Genomic DNA, 15,436 nt, shown 5'->3' with positions numbered 1-15,436 from the left:
CCAATGGCTGCAATCACTTACCGCAACGCCTCATGCATCTACGAGGGGTCGGACAAACTCGCGGTCGACTCGCTGAACCTCGAAATCGCCGACGGCGAGTTCGTGGTGCTGGTCGGCCCGTCAGGATCCGGCAAGAGCACCGCGCTGCGGATGCTGGCCGGCCTGGAGGACATCGACGACGGCGCCATCGAGATCGGCGGCAAGGACATGACCGGCGTGCCGTCCAAGGACCGCGACATCGCAATGGTGTTCCAGAACTACGCGCTCTATCCGACCAAAACGGTTGCCGAGAACATGGGTTTCGCGCTGAAGCTGCGCGGGGTTTCGCGCGACGAGCGGCGGCGCAAGGTCGAGGAAGCCGCCAAACTCCTTGACCTCACGGACTTCCTGGACCGTAAGCCGGCCAAACTGTCCGGTGGGCAGCGGCAGCGCGTGGCGATGGGGCGGGCGATCGTGCGTGAGCCGCGGGTGTTCTGCATGGACGAGCCTCTGTCGAATCTCGACGCCAAACTGCGCGTGCAGACCCGCACCCAGATCGCCGCGCTGCAACGCCGACTGGGCACCACCACCGTCTACGTCACCCACGACCAGGTCGAGGCCATGACAATGGGCGATCGAGTGGCGGTGCTACGCAACGGCAAACTGCAGCAGTTCGCCTCGCCCACCGACTTGTATGCCAAGCCGGCCAACGTTTTCGTGGCCGGGTTCATCGGGTCGCCGGCGATGAATCTGGTGACCGGGCCGATCCTCTCAGAAGGGGTGCGGATCGGCGATGACGCGATGCTGAAACTGGAACGCGACCAGCTGACCTTGCTGCACGAAGCGGGCCTGGACACCGTCACCGTCGGCGTTCGGCCCGAACACCTCCAGGTCTCCGATGACGGCGGCATGGATGTGGTGGTCGACCTGATCGAGGACCTGGGCAGCGAGATCTACCTCTACACCCACGCCGGACCTGACGTGCAGGTCGTCGCGCGTGCGTTGTCCCGCGGTCCGGTCAAGCTGGCCGACTCCATCGAACTGCGCAAGACACCCGAAGGCGTCGTGCACATGTTCCACCCGGAGACAGGGGAGCGCTTGTAGCCCGCGCCGAGCGTGCGCACGCGTCAATGCCTCGGATTGTGGCCGAGTACTGGCCGTAATCCTCGACGTAGCGTGTTATCCACAGATCGTCATCGAGCTCTGGTGGACGCGGCGCGCGCATACGATCATCGAAGCTGTGGAAATCACAGCCCACATCGTGCGTCAGCAGGCCGGGGTCATCTCGCGTCGACAGGCAATGGATCTGGGTGTTCAGCAGCATGACATCAGGCGAATGATCAGGCGCAACGAGTGGGCGCGGGTCCACGACGGCGTGTACGTCGATCACACCGGGCCTCTGACCTGGTTGCAACGGGCTTGGGCCGCTGTGCTTTACGCGGCTCCTGCGGCACTGTGCTTCGAATCGGCCTTGCGTGATGAAGGTTCCCCAATCCATGTCGCCGTCTGTCGGCGCAGAGCCATGTTGGTCGAGCCCGCGGGTGTCAGCATTCACCATCTGGCGTACCTCGAGGGGCGGGTGCTATGGAACGTCGGTCCGCCGAGGATGCGTTACGACGAAGCCGCGCTTGACGTCGCGTGCCGGGCGACCAATGAACTCGACGCTATCGCGGTGTTGGCCGACGCGTGTCAGTCTCGGCGCACCACCGCAGGACACCTGCTGCGAGCTATCGATGCGCGCAAGCGTGTTCGCGGTCGCCGCTGGCTGCGGGCGGTCCTCGTCGACATCGCCGACGGAACCTGCTCAGTCCTCGAGCACGGGTACCTCAATCGCGTGGAGCGGCCGCATGGGCTGCCCCGCGCCACGCGGCAACAACGTTCCACCACATCTACGGGCGTCTGCTACCGCGATACCGAGTACGGCGGACGGCTCGTGGTCGAATTGGACGGCCGGATGTTCCACGACTCTGCGACCAAGCGGGACGCGGATTTCGAGCGTGACCTCGACGCTGCAGTCGACGGCAGATCGACCGTAAGGCTCTCGTACCGGCAGGTTTTCGACCGACCATGTAGGACAGCCGCGAAAGTGGCTCACGTGTTGTGGCGCCACGGGATCGCGGTGAATGGCCGCATGTGTGGGCCGGGCTGCGAGTTCACAATGCTCGACCGCGCCGCCTGAGCGAATGCCAAACATCAATGCCTAGGATGGCAGCCGAATATTGACCGCAATCCCCGGCATAGAGCGCCGCCCGCCCATGCCCACATAAGGGCAGGCCAGTGTCCCGCAAAGTGGGTATACGTTGACGTTATGGAGCGCTACGAACGGGTTCGCCTCACGAATCCCGACAAGGTGCTCTATCCCGCTACCGGCACCACCAAAGCCGAGGTGTTCGACTATTACCTGAGCATCGCCGAGGTGATGGTCCCGCACATTGCCGGGCGGCCGGTGACCCGCAAACGCTGGCCGAACGGGGTGGCTGAGTCGTCGTTCTTCGAGAAGCAGCTCGCGTCGTCGGCGCCGGACTGGCTGGAGCGCGGCACCATCGTGCACAAATCCGGGACGACGACGTACCCGATCGTCAACACACGCGAGGGCCTGGCGTGGATCGGTCAGCAGGCCTCGCTGGAGGTGCACGTCCCGCAATGGCGGTTCGACTCTGACGGGACTCAAGGCCCGGCGACCAGGATCGTATTCGACCTCGACCCAGGCGAGGGTGTGACGATGCGCCAGCTGTGCGAGGTGGCGCAAGCGGTCCGCGAACTGATGTCCGACATCGGGCTCGACACCTATCCGCTCACCAGCGGCAGCAAGGGCCTGCACCTGTATGTGCCGCTGGCCGAACCGATCAGCTCGAAGGGTGCCTCCGTGCTGGCGCGGCGGGTGGCCCAGCAGCTGGAGCAGGCCATGCCCAAACTGGTCACCGCCACCATGACCAAGAGCCTGCGGGCCGGCAAGGTGTTCCTGGACTGGAGCCAGAACAACTCCGCCAAGACGACGATCGCCCCGTATTCGTTGCGCGGGCGCGAGAATCCGACCGTCGCCGCGCCGCGCAGCTGGGATGAGATCTCCGATCCTAAGCTGCGTCACCTGCGTTTCGACGAAGTGCTGCAACGGGTTTCCGAGAACGGAGACTTGCTGGCCGAACTCGACGCGGATGCACCCGTCGCGGACAAGCTCACCACCTACCGCACCATGCGAGACCCGGCGAAGACACCCGAACCGGTCCCCAAAGTCGTTCCCAGTACGGGCAACAACGATCGGTTCGTGATCCAGGAGCATCACGCCCGCAGACTGCATTACGATCTGCGCCTGGAGCGCGACGGTGTGCTGGTGAGCTGGGCCGTGCCCAAGAATCTGCCGGACACCACGTCGGTGAACCACCTTGCCGTGCATACCGAGGACCATCCGATCGAGTACCTGACCTTCCACGGCACCATCCCCAAAGGGGAGTACGGCGGGGGCGAGATGATCATCTGGGACACCGGGACGTACGAGGCCGAGAAGTTCAACGACAATTCGCCCGACGGCCCTGAAAAGGGCGGCGAGGTGATCTTCACTCTGCGCGGCGAGAAGATCGACGGCCGGTATGCGCTGATCCAGACCGATGGCAAGAACTGGCTGGCGCATCGGATGAAGGACCAGAACTACGCCGACCCAAAGGATTTCGCGCCCATGCTGGCCACCGAAGGTTCGGTGGCCAAGCTCAAGGCAACGCAGTGGGCGTTCGAAGGCAAGTGGGACGGCTACCGGGTGCTGGTCGACGCCAATCATGGCCGGCTGCAGCTACGTTCCCGCCGCGGACGCGACGTCACAGGGGAGTACCCGCAATTCGAGGCGCTGGCCGCCGACCTCGCCGACCATCACGTGATACTCGACGGCGAAGCGGTGGCTCTCGACGAGAAAGGGGTGCCGAGCTTCGGTGAAATGCAGAACCGTGCCCGCTCCACCCGGGTCGAGTTCTGGGCGTTCGACATCCTGTGGCTCGATGGCCGATCGCTGTTGCGCGCCAAGTATTCTGACAGGCGCCGGATCCTGGAGACACTGTCCGCTGGAGGCGGGCTCATCGTGCCGGAACTGCTTTCGGGAGATGGGCCCGAGGCCATGGAGCAGGTGCGCAAGAAGCGTTTCGAGGGCGTCGTCGCCAAGAAGCGCGACTCCACCTATCAGCCCGGCCGGCGGTCGGCGTCGTGGATCAAGGACAAGATCTGGAACACCCAGGAAGTGGTGATCGGCGGCTGGCGCCAAGGCGAGGGTGGTCGCTCAAGCGGCATCGGCGCACTCATGCTCGGCATACCAGGGCCCGACGGTCTGCAGTTCGTCGGTCGCGTCGGCACCGGCTTCACTCAGAAGGAATTGACCAAGCTCAAAAAGATGCTCGAGCCTCTGCATGCCGACGAGTCACCCTTCGACAAACCGCTTCCGAAGATCGACGCACGGGGCGTCACGTTCGTGCGGCCGGAACTGGTGGGGGAGGTGCGCTACAGCGAACGCACCTCCGACGACCGGTTGCGCCAACCGAGTTGGCGGGGGCTCAGACCGGACAAGACTCCCGCAGAGGTGGTGTGGGAGTAGCGATCGTATGAGATCCCCTTGGGTGGCATGTCGGGATTTTTCAGTTGACACTGTCATATCGTTGGTGCAGAGTGGCCATATGACAATGTCACATGGCGTGGGATCTGCTGGCGACCGTCTCGAGCGTCTGTTCGATCATGCTGAGATCGCCGACGTACAACTGCGATACGCCACCGGAGTCGACTCGCGCGATTGGAAACTGTTTCGAAGCTGCTTCGCGGACGAGATCGAGGGGGACTACAGCTCCGTGTTCGGCACCCCTCCTGCCCGCCTCAGTGCCGATGAGTTCGTGGCGATGATCGCGCCGGTAATGAGCGCGCTCACCGCAACGCAGCACATGATCACGAATCTTGCGGTCACCTTCAAGGATTCGGACCACGCGACCGTCGTTGCGTACGTCCGCGCCATCCACTACAACGCCGCGGCCGACGGTGGCACCGAGCAGACCGTATACGGCTATTACACGAACGCGTTCGTGCGGACCGTCGAAGGCTGGCGAATCTCAAAGGTGAAGCTCACTTCTCGGATTCAGACCGGCAACCCCGGGGTGTTCGGCGCGCTTCCGGCCATGAAGTGACGCAATCTATGACTCGCACCGAGAGGGCTGCTGCCACCCGCCGGGCTCTGCTTGACGAGGCGGCGGCCCTGTTGGATGCCGGCGGTTTCGGCGCGGTGACACTGCGCGAGGTGGGCGCACGAGCGGGCGTGAGCCGGGGTGCGCCATATGGCCATTTCACTGATAAGGAACATTTGTTAACGGCGGTCGCCGCCGAGGGATGGGAGCACATCGGTCATAAGGTTCGCGAGCTGCACGACGACCCCCGACTCTCGCCCGACCAGGCGCTGCGCGCTGCGTTACTCGTCGTCCTCACTGTCAGCCGCGAGCGGCCCCATCTGTATCAGTTGATGTTCCGTCCTCCGCTCAGCGATCCCGAGGCAATCGTGCGTGCGGCGCAACGGACGTGCGACTCCTTCCTGGACATCGTCTCCGCCGCCTTCGGCGCGGAGGACGCGGGCCGCTATGCGGCCATTCTGCTCACGGCTGCCCACGGCGCAGCGGGCCTGGAAACCAGTGGTCTGCTCAGCACTGACAAGTGGCACACCACAGCCGATGAGCTCATCGACAGCCTGATCGCAATGGCCGCAAACCCTCGGCGTCGTCGGTGATCTGGCGAGTGCGAGCATTCAGGCCCAAGCGGCCGCGATCAGCCGCGCCCGTCGAGCGTGATGACGACCTTGCCGGCTTTGGCTTTGCCGTTCTCGACGTAGGCGAGAGCCTCAACGGTTTGGTCGAACGGGAAGGTGGAGTCGATGACTGGGCGCAGACGACCCGCGTCGTACAGCGCGGCGAGCTCGGAAAGCTGTGTGCCGCTGGCGTGCATGAAGAAGAACGAGTAGCGCACGCCGAGTTTCTTGGCGGCTTTGCGAACCTTGCGGCTCATGAACGACAGCACGAACTCGAACGGTTTGGGTGCGCCGAGTCGTTTGGCGAATCCGGCGTCGGGTGGGCCGGTGACGCCGATCGCCAGGCCTCCGGGTTTGAGCACGGCGAGCGACTTCATCAGGTTCTCCCCGCCGACCGAATCCACCACCAGGTCATAGTCGGTGAGGATTTGGGCGAAATCCTCTGTGGTGTAGTCGATGACGACGTCGGCTCCGAGGCTTCGGACGAGTTCCGCTCTGGCGCCGTTGGCGGTGGTCGCCACGTGTGCGCCGAGATGCTTGGCAAGTTGGATGACGGTGGAACCTAGCCCTCCGGCACCGGCGTGGACGAGAACTTTCTGCCCGGGCTTGACGTGCGCCTTTTCGACCAGGATCTGCCAAGCGGCCAGCGAGACCAATGGGACCGCGGCCGCCTCGTGCATGGACAGCGTGGCCGGTTTGAGCGCGACGTCATTGTGGTCGATCGCGATGTACTCGGCGAAGGTCCCGATGCGAAGGTCACGGGGGCGGGCATACACCTCGTCGCCGGCGCTGAAGCCGCGGACATCCGCGCCGACCTGGGTGACCACACCGGCTACGTCGTGGCCGAGCGCGAAGGGCGGCTTGTATTTCAAGAGCTGCTTGAACTCACCGTTGCGGACCATGATGTCCAGCGGGTTGACGCCGGCCGCATTCACCTTGACCAGAACATCGCCGTTGCCGACCGTTGGCTCGGGCGCGTCGGCAGCGCGAAAGTCGTTCTTGCCGTATCGATTTACGACGAATGCCTTCATGTGGTCTTCCTATTGTCGAGGAGCAGCCGCGCATTGAGAGTGCCGGAGGCGAGGATGTCGTCGGACAGCTTCCGGTCAGTGACCGCGCGTGCCAACTGCAAGGTGGCGACGAGAACGGTGAACAGCCCCACCGCCGTTGAGCGTGCGGCGGAGGGGTCGCGTGGGGACAAGTGCGCGGCGATGACGTCGACGATCGACTGCATTCCCTCGGTGTAAGCATCCCGGACAGCGTCATCGCAACGGCCGATCTCGTCGAGCAAGGCAGCGTTGGGGCAGCCGGTGCCCGGATGGTCGCGATGATGTGGCGAGAGGTAGTCGCGCACGAATCCTTCCAGCGCCGCTTTCCCAGGGGGGAGTGCGCTCAAGTTGTCGTGTTGTGCCCGTAGCTGATCGGCTACGACGTTGGCCACGAGATCGTCCTTGGACGAAAAGTGCGCGTAGAACGCGCCGTTGGTCAGGCCGGCGTCGGCCATGAGGGTGGCGATGCCGGAGCCGTCGATGCCGTCTCTCTTGAAGCGCTCGCTGGCCGTCTCGATGATCCGGCGTCGAGTCGCGGCTTTGCGTTCGGCGGCCGATGGCGCCATGGCTAGCTCCCCGTCTTCGTGAGATGTCGTTCTTGCGAATACTAGCACGGGAGCTTACGATCGTAATATTACGGTCGTAAGATGTCGACAACGAGTGGGGAAGGCCTTGATGACCACCTGGAAAGACGCACCAAACCGCAGCATCGACGTCGACGGAGTGACGTTCGCCTACCGCGAGCTCGGCAATGGCTCAGGCATTCCAGTGGTGTTCCTGCACCACCTGACCGCCGTCCTCGACGACTGGGATCCGCGCATCGTCGACGGCATCGCCGCGCACCACCGCGTGATCGCCTTCGACAATCGCGGTGTCGGCGCGACCGGCGGTTCGGTGCCAACCACCGTCGAGCAGATGGGCACTGACGCGATCGCGTTCATCCGCGCCATGGGCCTCGAACAGGTCGACCTCTTCGGATTCTCACTCGGCGGTGGCGTCGCCCAAATGGTGGCGCTGCAGGCACCAGAACTCGTCCGACGCATGATCCTGGCTGGCACCGGCCCCCGCGGCGGCGGTGGCATCGACAAGATGGCCACCATCGTCGGCGGCGCCTATCTCAAAGCCGCGCTCACGCGCAGCGACCCCAGGAACTTCTTGTTCTTTCCTCGCACCCTCGAAGGCAAACATGCCGCATCGCAGTACCTCGGCCGACTCAAAGAACGGACACAGAACCGCGACAAGGCAATTTCGTTGCGGGCGGGCATCGCTCAGATCAAGGCCATCCGCCTCGCCGGCAAGAGCGCACCCGACGACCTCTCCGTCATCACCCACCCCGTGCTGGTCGCCAACGGCGATCACGACCTCATGGTGGACAGCAGTCACTCAGCCGACATGGCACGTCGACTGCCCGATGCGCAGCTGAAGATCTACCCCGACTCCGGGCACGGCGGAGTGTTCCAGCACCACCAAACCTTCGTGCCCGATGCACTGCGATTCCTCGCCAACTAACCGCATCAGAGAACTTCAGGACATAGTCATGAACACGATCACGTCTTACAAGCACGCACCTTCGCGCACCCTTACCGCCGGTGGCGTGACGTACAGCTATCGCGAACTCGGACCCAAGGGCGGGGTTCCCGTCATCTTCGTCGTTCACCTCGCTGCCACGCTGGACAACTGGGATCCCCGGGTCATCGACCCGATCGCCGAACGTCACCATGTCATCGCGTTCGACAACCGCGGCGTCGGAGCATCCACCGGAGCCGTCCCGGACACCGTCGAATCGATGGCCGACGACGCCTACACCTTCATCACCGCACTCGGTTTCAACACCGTCGACATCCTGTCGTTCTCCCTCGGCGGGATGATCGCCCAAGTTCTGGCGATCAAACATCCCGACCTCGTCCGCAAATTGATCCTCACCGGAACCGGACCTGCGGGCGGAGCGGGAATCGACAAAGTCGCCGGCACAACCTATTACGACATGGTGCGTGCCGCCCTCACCCGCAAGGACCCCAAGGAGTTCCTGTTCTTCAACCGCGACGGCGTCGGCAAACGCGCCGCACGCGCATTCGTCGAGCGCCTCGGCGAACGGACCGAAGATCGAGACGCGCCCATCAAAGTGAAGGCGTTCCGAACTCAACTCAACGCGATCAAACGATGGGGACGCGCCACGCCCGCCGATCTGTCACTGATCACCCAGCCGACACTGATCGTCAACGGCGACAACGACCGTATGGTCCCGACTGCGCTGTCCGATTACATGCATCGGCGGATCACCGGCTCGCAACTGACCATCTACCCGAACTCCGGCCACGGGCGATCTTCCAGTACCACCGCGAATTTGTCTCTACCGCAATTGAATTCCTGGACAGCTAACTGCACGTTCGGCGGCCCAGAGCGTGGTTGTCGTTCCTGCGCGGTCAGCTGCGCCGGTTACGGGAATAGTTCTTGTGCCGAGAGTGCACACAGATCGCGCTTTGTCGCAGAAACGCGATCTCACTGCACGCTCGGCGACGCAGGAGCGTCGGCTAGACCCATCCGGCCGGCCGCCAGGAGCTGCGTGCCTGAATCGCTCTCATGTCACGGTTTACGCTTCCGGGGTACTGCTTTCCGGGATACCACGGCTGTTCAGTGACCTTGTCGAAGCCTGGAATGGCCTGCAGGTGTTCGAGCATCCTGGCGCGCATATCGGCGTCCGGCATCGGGCCACGCGCGGCCTCCATGTTGTCGACGACGTGATCGGGTATTGAGGTCGCCGGGAGCGCCACCGCGACGGCGGGGTGCGAGATGACCCACTTGAGGAGGTACTGCGACCAACTTCGAATACCAAGCTCGGCAACGAAATCCGGGAGCGGGCGGTCTCCGACCAGCTGATGCAGTCGTCCCTTCTCCAATGGCATGTTGACCATGACAGTCACCCCGCGGTCCGTTGCGACGGGAAATACTTGCTCTTCGGCGCTGCGCTCGGCGATCGAGTACCGGGTTTGGACGAAGTCGACGTCGCCGGTGCGTACCCAGTTGGCCAATTGCCCGAAATAGGCGGGATCGTGGTGTGTCACGCCGATCCGGCTGATCCTGCCTTCTGCCTTCCAGGCGTGCAGGATCGGCACGATCGTCTCGACGTTGATCAAGGAATGACACTGCATGACGTCGATCGGTTTGGTGCGGGACAGGCGTTGCATCGAGGTGTTGAGACTCTCCAGCGCATGCGATTCGTCCCAGAGATTCTCACCCGTCGACCAGATCTTGTTGGTCAGGAAGATGTCGTTATGGATTCCCGCCGGCACCGCATAGCGGGCGATGTTCTCTTCTGAAGTTCCGTACAGAGGCGACACGTCGACGACCCGGCCACCGGCATCCCAGAACCGTCGCAGCACCTCCGCCCGCTGCACGCGAGCATCCTCAGGCAACGCGTCGAAGGTCTGGAACGTGCCCAGCCCAACTGCGGGAAGGGAGATGTCGGAACCAGGGATGTTCGTTCGGATTTGCGTGCCGACCGTCGACACCGGCGGATGATCCGATCCGCCGTCGGCCACTGCTGCCAGCACCCCACCGCCCACAGCGGTCGCGGCCACGCCGAGTCCACCAATCTGTAGTACTTGCCGTCGTGTTGGCTGCCACATGCTTTCAGGATCGGCGTAAACCCGCCTGAACACACGGACCGATTAAGTACGCGGCAGTACCTTTGAAGTATGTCGATCGAACTGCGCACCATGCGCTACGTGATCGCCATTGCCGAGGCCGGCGGCTTTCAGCGTGCGGCCGAACAACTGCACATGGCGCAGCCGCCTCTCAGTCGCCAGATCCGGGAACTCGAACGCGAACTCGGTGTCGCGCTGTTTCATCGCCGGCCCACTCGTTTGACGGCCGAGGGACATGTTTTTGTCAAGCATGCTCGCGCGGTGCTGGCCGACGTCGAGCGGACGGTCGCCGAGACTCGAGCGGCCGGGGGTGCCGCGGCGGGTGTAGTACGGGTGGGTTGTGGGCCGATGTCGGGTTCGACTGACATTCCGAGACTGGTGCACGCCGTCGCGGCCAAGCACCCGGGAGTCGTTGTCGAGGTGAACGAGTTATGGGATACCGCACTGTCTTCCGCGCTTGTGAGTGGCGAGGCCGATATCGCGATTGGATGGCATCTGTCGGTCGGCGCTGAGCTCGCCCGGCAGATTTTGCGTCGCGAACCGTACGTGGTCGTTGTCGCTGACGACCACCCACTCGCCGATCGAGCTGCCGTGACGTTGTGCGAGCTGTCTGGCGACACCTTTCGATTCCTGCCGCGACGGTTCGCAGCGGCGTACTACGACGCGGTCTTGGGTGCGGTGCTTGGCACGGGTGTGGAGTTCACGATCTGGGAGAACCCGCTACCGGGCCTGCGTCATTTCGGCGATCTCCATGCCGGCGGTTTCAACGTGCTACCCGTCTCGATCAGCCGCTCACTGCCGGCGGGGTTGACGTGCCTGACGATCCTCGACGATCTGCCTCCGGCGGAGCTGGTCATGGTGTGGAGACCAGGCGCCGGGAGGGCGGTCGAAGCGGTTGCAGCGACGGCGAGGTCGCTGTGATGGTCAGTGAATCAGATCGCGAGACGCGTCGAGCGCTTCCCGCATCCCGCGGGTTGCCAGCTCGTCGGCCAATTCGTTGTCGGCGACACCCGAGTGGCCTTTGACCCAGAACCACTCGACCTGGTGTCGCGCGCAGGCGGCCTGAAGTCGCTGCCAGAGGTCCTACACCGTTCGCGACACACTTTGACCCTCGTCTGTTTGCATGATAGAAACCCGTCCAATTGTTAAATAGAACCTCGTCCATCTGTTAGATTGGGCTGGTGGCCTACCGTCGGCGCATCGTAGACGAGCTCCTCGACGACCTGTTTTCCGACCTACCTGCCGTCGCCCTCGAAGGCGCCAAGGCTGTCGGGAAGACCGCCACTGCGAGCCAGCGTGCCAAGACCGTCCTCTCCCTCGACGATCCCCGCCAGCACGAAGTCGTCACAGCCGATCCGGACTATGTCGTCCGAACGCCTCGTCCGGTATTGATCGACGAATGGCAGCTGGCGCCGTCGATCTGGGACAGAGTCCGGCGGGCGGTTGACGACGATCCGTCGGGTGGACGATTTCTGCTTGCTGGATCAGCGGCCGTCGCTCCCGGCGTCCGAATCCATTCCGGCGCGGGCCGCATCGTCAGTTTGCAGATGCGGCCGATGGCGCTCGTCGAACGCGGCATGGCCGATCCGACCGTTTCGCTGCGAGGGCTCCTTTCGGGCGAGCACCCTGACATCGTCGGCCGATCCGCCGTCGCCCTTCCGACGTACACCGACGAGATTCTCCGTTCAGGTTTCCCCGGTATCCGGGACCTGCCCGAGCGAGCACGCCAGATCCAGCTAGACAGCTATGTGGCCCGGATTGTCGACCGTGAGCTTCCCGAGAACGGCTACGCGGTGCGGAGACCGGCCACACTCATGTCCTGGCTCTCCGCCTACGGGGCTGCAACCAGCACGGATGCCTCCTTCACAGCGATTCTCGACGCTGCGACAGCCGGGGAGTCCGACAAGCCCGCCCGACAAACCATCGACAGCTACCGCAACCATCTGCAACGCCTGTTCGTCCTCGACCCGGTGCCGGCCTGGGTGCCTACGTTTAGTCCTCTCAAACGGCTCACGCAGACCCCCAAGCACCATCTCATTGACCCCGCGATCGCAGCTCGCCTCGTCGGCGTCGGCAAGGCCGGGTTGCTACAGGGCGACGGTGTGAGAGTCTCCCAAGCGACGGGAACCTGGCTCGGTGCCCTGTTCGAATCACTTGTCACCCAGAGCGTCCGGGTTTACGCGAGTGCTTCCAACGCCCAGATCGGGCACCTGCGAACGAAGAACACCGAGCGCGAGATCGATCTGATCGTGGAGGGTGATGATCGCCGGGTCGTGGCGATCGAGATCAAATTGGCGGCGACTGTCACCGACCGCGACGTACGGCATCTCCACTGGCTCCGCGGCCAGCTCGGAGATCGCCTCGCCGACAGCGTGGTCGTGACGACCGGAGAGTTCGCCTACCGCAGACCGGACGGTGTCGCTGTCGTGCCCTTAGCGATGCTGGGACCCTGATGTCCACGCCGAGAGTGCATACAGATCGCGATTTTTCGCTGAAACGCGATCTCACCGCACGCTCGACGCGGCACCCTCGAGCGCTTCCCGCATGCCCCGTGTCGCCAGTACGTCGGCCAATTCGTTGTCGGCGACACCTGAGTGGCCCTTCACCCAGAACCACTCGACCTGGTGCTGAGCGCAGGCGGCCTGAAGTCGCTGCCAGAGATCGACGTTCTTCACGGGCAGCTTCGCGGCGGTCAACCAGCCGTTGCGTTCCCAGCCGAGTACCCATTTGGTGATGCCGTTGCGGACATAGGTGCTGTCCGTGTAGAGGTGCACGACCACAGGCCGGGTGAGCGCCTCGAGCGCCATGATGGGTGCCGTCAGCTCCATCCGGTTGTTGCTGGTGATCCCGGGGTCCCCACCGCACATCTCGCGGACGTGCTCACGGTGGCGCAGCACTGCACCCCAGCCGCCCGGGCCGGGATTCGGTCGGCATCCGCCGTCGGTGTGGACGACGACGACGTCGGTGCCCATCACTTCTCCTGCGCCTGACGTAGCAGACGGACGGCCCTCGGGCCGACGCCGTGCAGAGCGAGAAGCTCGTCGAGATCCGCGGGCAGGTCTGCGAGCGTCCGGTAGCCGGCGTCGATGAGGGCGCCGGTGGCGGGCCTGCCGATCCTGATGCTGTCGAACAGTGGGCCTCGGTCCGCGGGGTCGGTCATGAGCAGAGGATAGGCAACAGCGTCGACCAGCCGGCGCCCCGACACACATTCACCTGCGAGGCGGACGTAAGACTTTCATCGCCAATCGCATTACCGGTTCCGGCACGCTGTCCTTCGCGGACAGTGCTGCACTCGCGGCTCGGGTCCGCAGCGGCGTGCCTCGACCGAACCATCGGTTCAACGGCCCACCAGACGGCTCCAGATCGACGTGCAGCGGCGGCTTTCCATCGGCTGCGCCGAGTGCGTGGGCGATCACGATGCGCTGAATTTCACTGGTGCCCTCAAAGATGGTGTACAGCTTGGCGTCCCGGTACCACTTCTCCACCGGGTGGTCCGTGATGTAACCCCAGCCGCCCATCGTCTGGATGGCCCGCTCAGTGGTTCTGACGGCCACCTCGCTGGCCGCCAGTTTGGACATCGAACCCTCGCCACGGTCGAATGGGACTCCCGTCGCTGCCATCCAGGACGCGCGCCACGTGAGCAGGCGGGCGGCGTCGATCTGCGTGGCCAGGTCCGCGAGCGGAAATGCGATGCCCTGATTGTCGATGATCGGCGCGCCGAACGCTTCTCGGCGATTGGCGTACTCGGTGGCGTATTCCAATGCCGCCCTGGCAATTCCGAGCGCTTGCGCGGCGACCATTGGCCGGGTCTGCTCGAAGGTGCCCAGCGTCGCCGAGCCGGAAGGCCTGGCGCCCTCGATCGCTTCACGAGCCCGGGCCAGCTTCCGCTCGAGCTTCTCCGCGCCGCCGAGCAGATTCCCGGCGGGAACCCGGACATCGTTGAATTTCAGCTCCGCGGTATGCGAGGCGCGGCAGCCGAGCTTGTCGAGTTTGCGGGCCGTCACAAGCCCCGGTGTGCCGCCTTCCACGATGAACAGGGCCTGCCCCTTGTGGCCGAGTTCCTCGTCGACTACCGCGTTGACCACGTGCACATTGGCGATGCCGCCGTTGCCGATCCACATCTTGTGGCCGTTGATGATCCAGTCGGCGTCTGGTCCGGATCCATCGCGAACGGCCCGGGTGCGGAGGTTGCGGACATCGCTTCCGCCCTCGGGTTCGGAGATCGCCAGTGCAGCCAGCTTGAGGTCGCCCGGAGTCCCGAAGCATTCGGGCGCCCAGTGCAGCATCTGTTCCGGCGAGGCAGCCTGGCCGATCGCTGACAGCGCCAGGGCGGGCATGACGATGGCCAAGCCGATACCTGCACAGCCCCAGAACAGCTCTTCCATGAACATCGGTAGAGACAGTCCTGTCGGGTCGCCGATCAGGTCGCGATAGAAGAGTGGGCCATAGAAGCCCTGAGTGGCCGCTTCCTCCAACACCGACCATGGGAACTCCTGCCGTTGGTCGTAGCCGGCCGCGACTGGGCGGATGACCTGTTCGGCGAACTCGTGTGTCCGGCGCGCGAGGTCGTGCTGGGCCGCGGTGGGAGTGATATCGAATGCCATCGACCAGTCGGATACCCACTGTGACCGGCGCCGAACTTCCCCGTGCAGCTCAAGCGGAAGGCGGACCGGCCTCCGCGATCCGCCGCCGCGCTTCCCCGAGTGAGATGCGCAGCCTCCGAGCCAGCACCTCGGCGGGATCGAACCGGGGCGGCGAGGCGGTGGCAGTGGCGACCATCCGCCCGAGCAACCGTTGCTGAACCGTTGCCAGGCGTTTCTCGCCGGCGTAGAGGCGGCTCAGCACCTCCTGGAGGTCGGACCGTGTCAATGCGTGTACCGACAGCGCGTCGATCTCTTTGCAGGCGGTGGCCAGATGTTCGAGAGCATCACCGAGGACGTCCCGTTCGGATACCAATATCGAACTCATGTTCGGAACGCTACGCCGATGCTCCGACAAGCCGGGGA

At 64.2% G+C, this 15,436-nt stretch carries 15 protein-coding genes and 2 pseudogenes; 9 read left to right on the top strand and 8 right to left on the bottom strand.

The window, feature by feature from the left end; all coding sequences use genetic code 11:
* Positions 1-3: 3 nt before the first annotated feature.
* From ABQF30_RS22490 to ABQF30_RS22470, 5 genes are all read left to right on the top strand, one after another.
* Positions 4-1,083 carry an ABC transporter ATP-binding protein gene (locus tag ABQF30_RS22490; protein ID WP_448467918.1) on the top strand — a complete coding sequence of 360 codons (1,080 nt, stop codon included), beginning with the start codon at positions 4-6 and terminating at the stop codon, positions 1,081-1,083.
* 136 nt (positions 1,084-1,219) lie between these two features.
* Complete coding sequence (locus ABQF30_RS22485) at positions 1,220-2,158, top strand: type IV toxin-antitoxin system AbiEi family antitoxin domain-containing protein (protein ID WP_448467916.1); 939 nt, start codon at positions 1,220-1,222, stop codon at positions 2,156-2,158.
* A 129-nt stretch (positions 2,159-2,287) separates the two neighbouring features.
* A complete protein-coding gene (locus tag ABQF30_RS22480) occupies positions 2,288-4,552 on the top strand; it encodes an ATP-dependent DNA ligase (protein WP_448467914.1) in 2,265 nt (754 codons plus the stop codon).
* A gap of 79 nt (positions 4,553-4,631) precedes the next feature.
* Positions 4,632-5,129, top strand: coding sequence for a nuclear transport factor 2 family protein (locus ABQF30_RS22475; RefSeq protein WP_448467912.1), 498 nt, complete (start codon positions 4,632-4,634; stop codon positions 5,127-5,129).
* A gap of 8 nt (positions 5,130-5,137) precedes the next feature.
* Positions 5,138-5,719, top strand: coding sequence for a TetR/AcrR family transcriptional regulator (locus ABQF30_RS22470; protein WP_448467910.1), 582 nt, complete (start codon positions 5,138-5,140; stop codon positions 5,717-5,719).
* A 38-nt stretch (positions 5,720-5,757) separates the two neighbouring features.
* Here the strand turns inward: ABQF30_RS22470 and ABQF30_RS22465 are convergent, their stop codons facing one another.
* Both ABQF30_RS22465 and ABQF30_RS22460 read right to left on the bottom strand, forming a co-directional pair.
* Positions 5,758-6,768 carry an NADP-dependent oxidoreductase gene (locus ABQF30_RS22465; RefSeq protein ID WP_448467908.1) on the bottom strand — a complete coding sequence of 337 codons (1,011 nt, stop codon included), beginning with the start codon at positions 6,766-6,768 and terminating at the stop codon, positions 5,758-5,760.
* A complete protein-coding gene (locus tag ABQF30_RS22460) occupies positions 6,765-7,352 on the bottom strand; it encodes a TetR/AcrR family transcriptional regulator (protein WP_448467906.1) in 588 nt (195 codons plus the stop codon). Before ABQF30_RS22460 ends, ABQF30_RS22465 begins: the two co-directional genes overlap by 4 nt.
* 109 nt (positions 7,353-7,461) lie before the next feature.
* Between ABQF30_RS22460 and ABQF30_RS22455 the strand changes: the two genes are divergently transcribed.
* Both ABQF30_RS22455 and ABQF30_RS22450 read left to right on the top strand, forming a co-directional pair.
* Complete coding sequence (locus tag ABQF30_RS22455) at positions 7,462-8,295, top strand: alpha/beta fold hydrolase (protein ID WP_448467904.1); 834 nt, start codon at positions 7,462-7,464, stop codon at positions 8,293-8,295.
* Positions 8,296-8,323: 28 nt separating this feature from the next.
* Positions 8,324-9,165, top strand: a pseudogene (locus ABQF30_RS22450) (alpha/beta fold hydrolase).
* Positions 9,166-9,317: 152 nt separating this feature from the next.
* Here the strand turns inward: ABQF30_RS22450 and ABQF30_RS22445 are convergent.
* Positions 9,318-10,364: an aldo/keto reductase gene (locus tag ABQF30_RS22445; RefSeq protein WP_448467902.1), complete on the bottom strand. Its 1,047-nt coding sequence runs from the start codon at positions 10,362-10,364 to the stop codon at positions 9,318-9,320.
* 117 nt (positions 10,365-10,481) lie between these two features.
* On the opposite strand from ABQF30_RS22445, the gene ABQF30_RS22440 reads away from it, so the two are divergent.
* Positions 10,482-11,351 (top strand): LysR family transcriptional regulator, encoded by an 870-nt coding sequence (locus ABQF30_RS22440; RefSeq protein ID WP_448467900.1) that lies wholly within the window; start codon positions 10,482-10,484, stop codon positions 11,349-11,351.
* Positions 11,352-11,354: 3 nt separating this feature from the next.
* Here ABQF30_RS22440 and ABQF30_RS22435 read toward each other — a convergent pair.
* A pseudogene (locus tag ABQF30_RS22435) lies at positions 11,355-11,513 on the bottom strand (RNase H family protein); the annotation flags it as partial.
* A gap of 98 nt (positions 11,514-11,611) precedes the next feature.
* Between ABQF30_RS22435 and ABQF30_RS22430 the strand changes: the two are divergent.
* Positions 11,612-12,883, top strand: coding sequence for an ATP-binding protein (locus ABQF30_RS22430; protein WP_448467898.1), 1,272 nt, complete (start codon positions 11,612-11,614; stop codon positions 12,881-12,883).
* A 51-nt stretch (positions 12,884-12,934) separates the two neighbouring features.
* Here the strand turns inward: ABQF30_RS22430 and rnhA are convergent, their stop codons facing one another.
* The 4 genes from rnhA to ABQF30_RS22410 are packed head-to-tail and all read right to left on the bottom strand — an operon-like array spanning position 12,935 to position 15,398.
* Positions 12,935-13,402 carry a ribonuclease HI gene (gene rnhA, locus ABQF30_RS22425; RefSeq protein WP_448467896.1) on the bottom strand — a complete coding sequence of 156 codons (468 nt, stop codon included), beginning with the start codon at positions 13,400-13,402 and terminating at the stop codon, positions 12,935-12,937.
* Positions 13,402-13,590 (bottom strand): helix-hairpin-helix domain-containing protein, encoded by a 189-nt coding sequence (locus tag ABQF30_RS22420; RefSeq protein ID WP_448467894.1) that lies wholly within the window; start codon positions 13,588-13,590, stop codon positions 13,402-13,404. Before ABQF30_RS22420 ends, rnhA begins: the two co-directional genes overlap by 1 nt.
* 49 nt (positions 13,591-13,639) lie before the next feature.
* On the bottom strand, positions 13,640-15,034 hold the full coding sequence (locus ABQF30_RS22415; RefSeq protein ID WP_448467892.1) for an acyl-CoA dehydrogenase family protein: 1,395 nt from the start codon (positions 15,032-15,034) through the stop codon (positions 13,640-13,642).
* A 49-nt stretch (positions 15,035-15,083) separates the two neighbouring features.
* On the bottom strand, positions 15,084-15,398 hold the full coding sequence (locus ABQF30_RS22410) for a hypothetical protein (protein ID WP_448467890.1): 315 nt from the start codon (positions 15,396-15,398) through the stop codon (positions 15,084-15,086).
* Positions 15,399-15,436 lie beyond the last annotated feature (38 nt).

The organism is Mycolicibacterium sp. XJ870 (genome assembly GCF_053483975.1).
The sequence above is the reverse complement of the archived record's forward strand: the minus strand, read 5'-3'. Positions and strand labels throughout refer to the sequence as shown.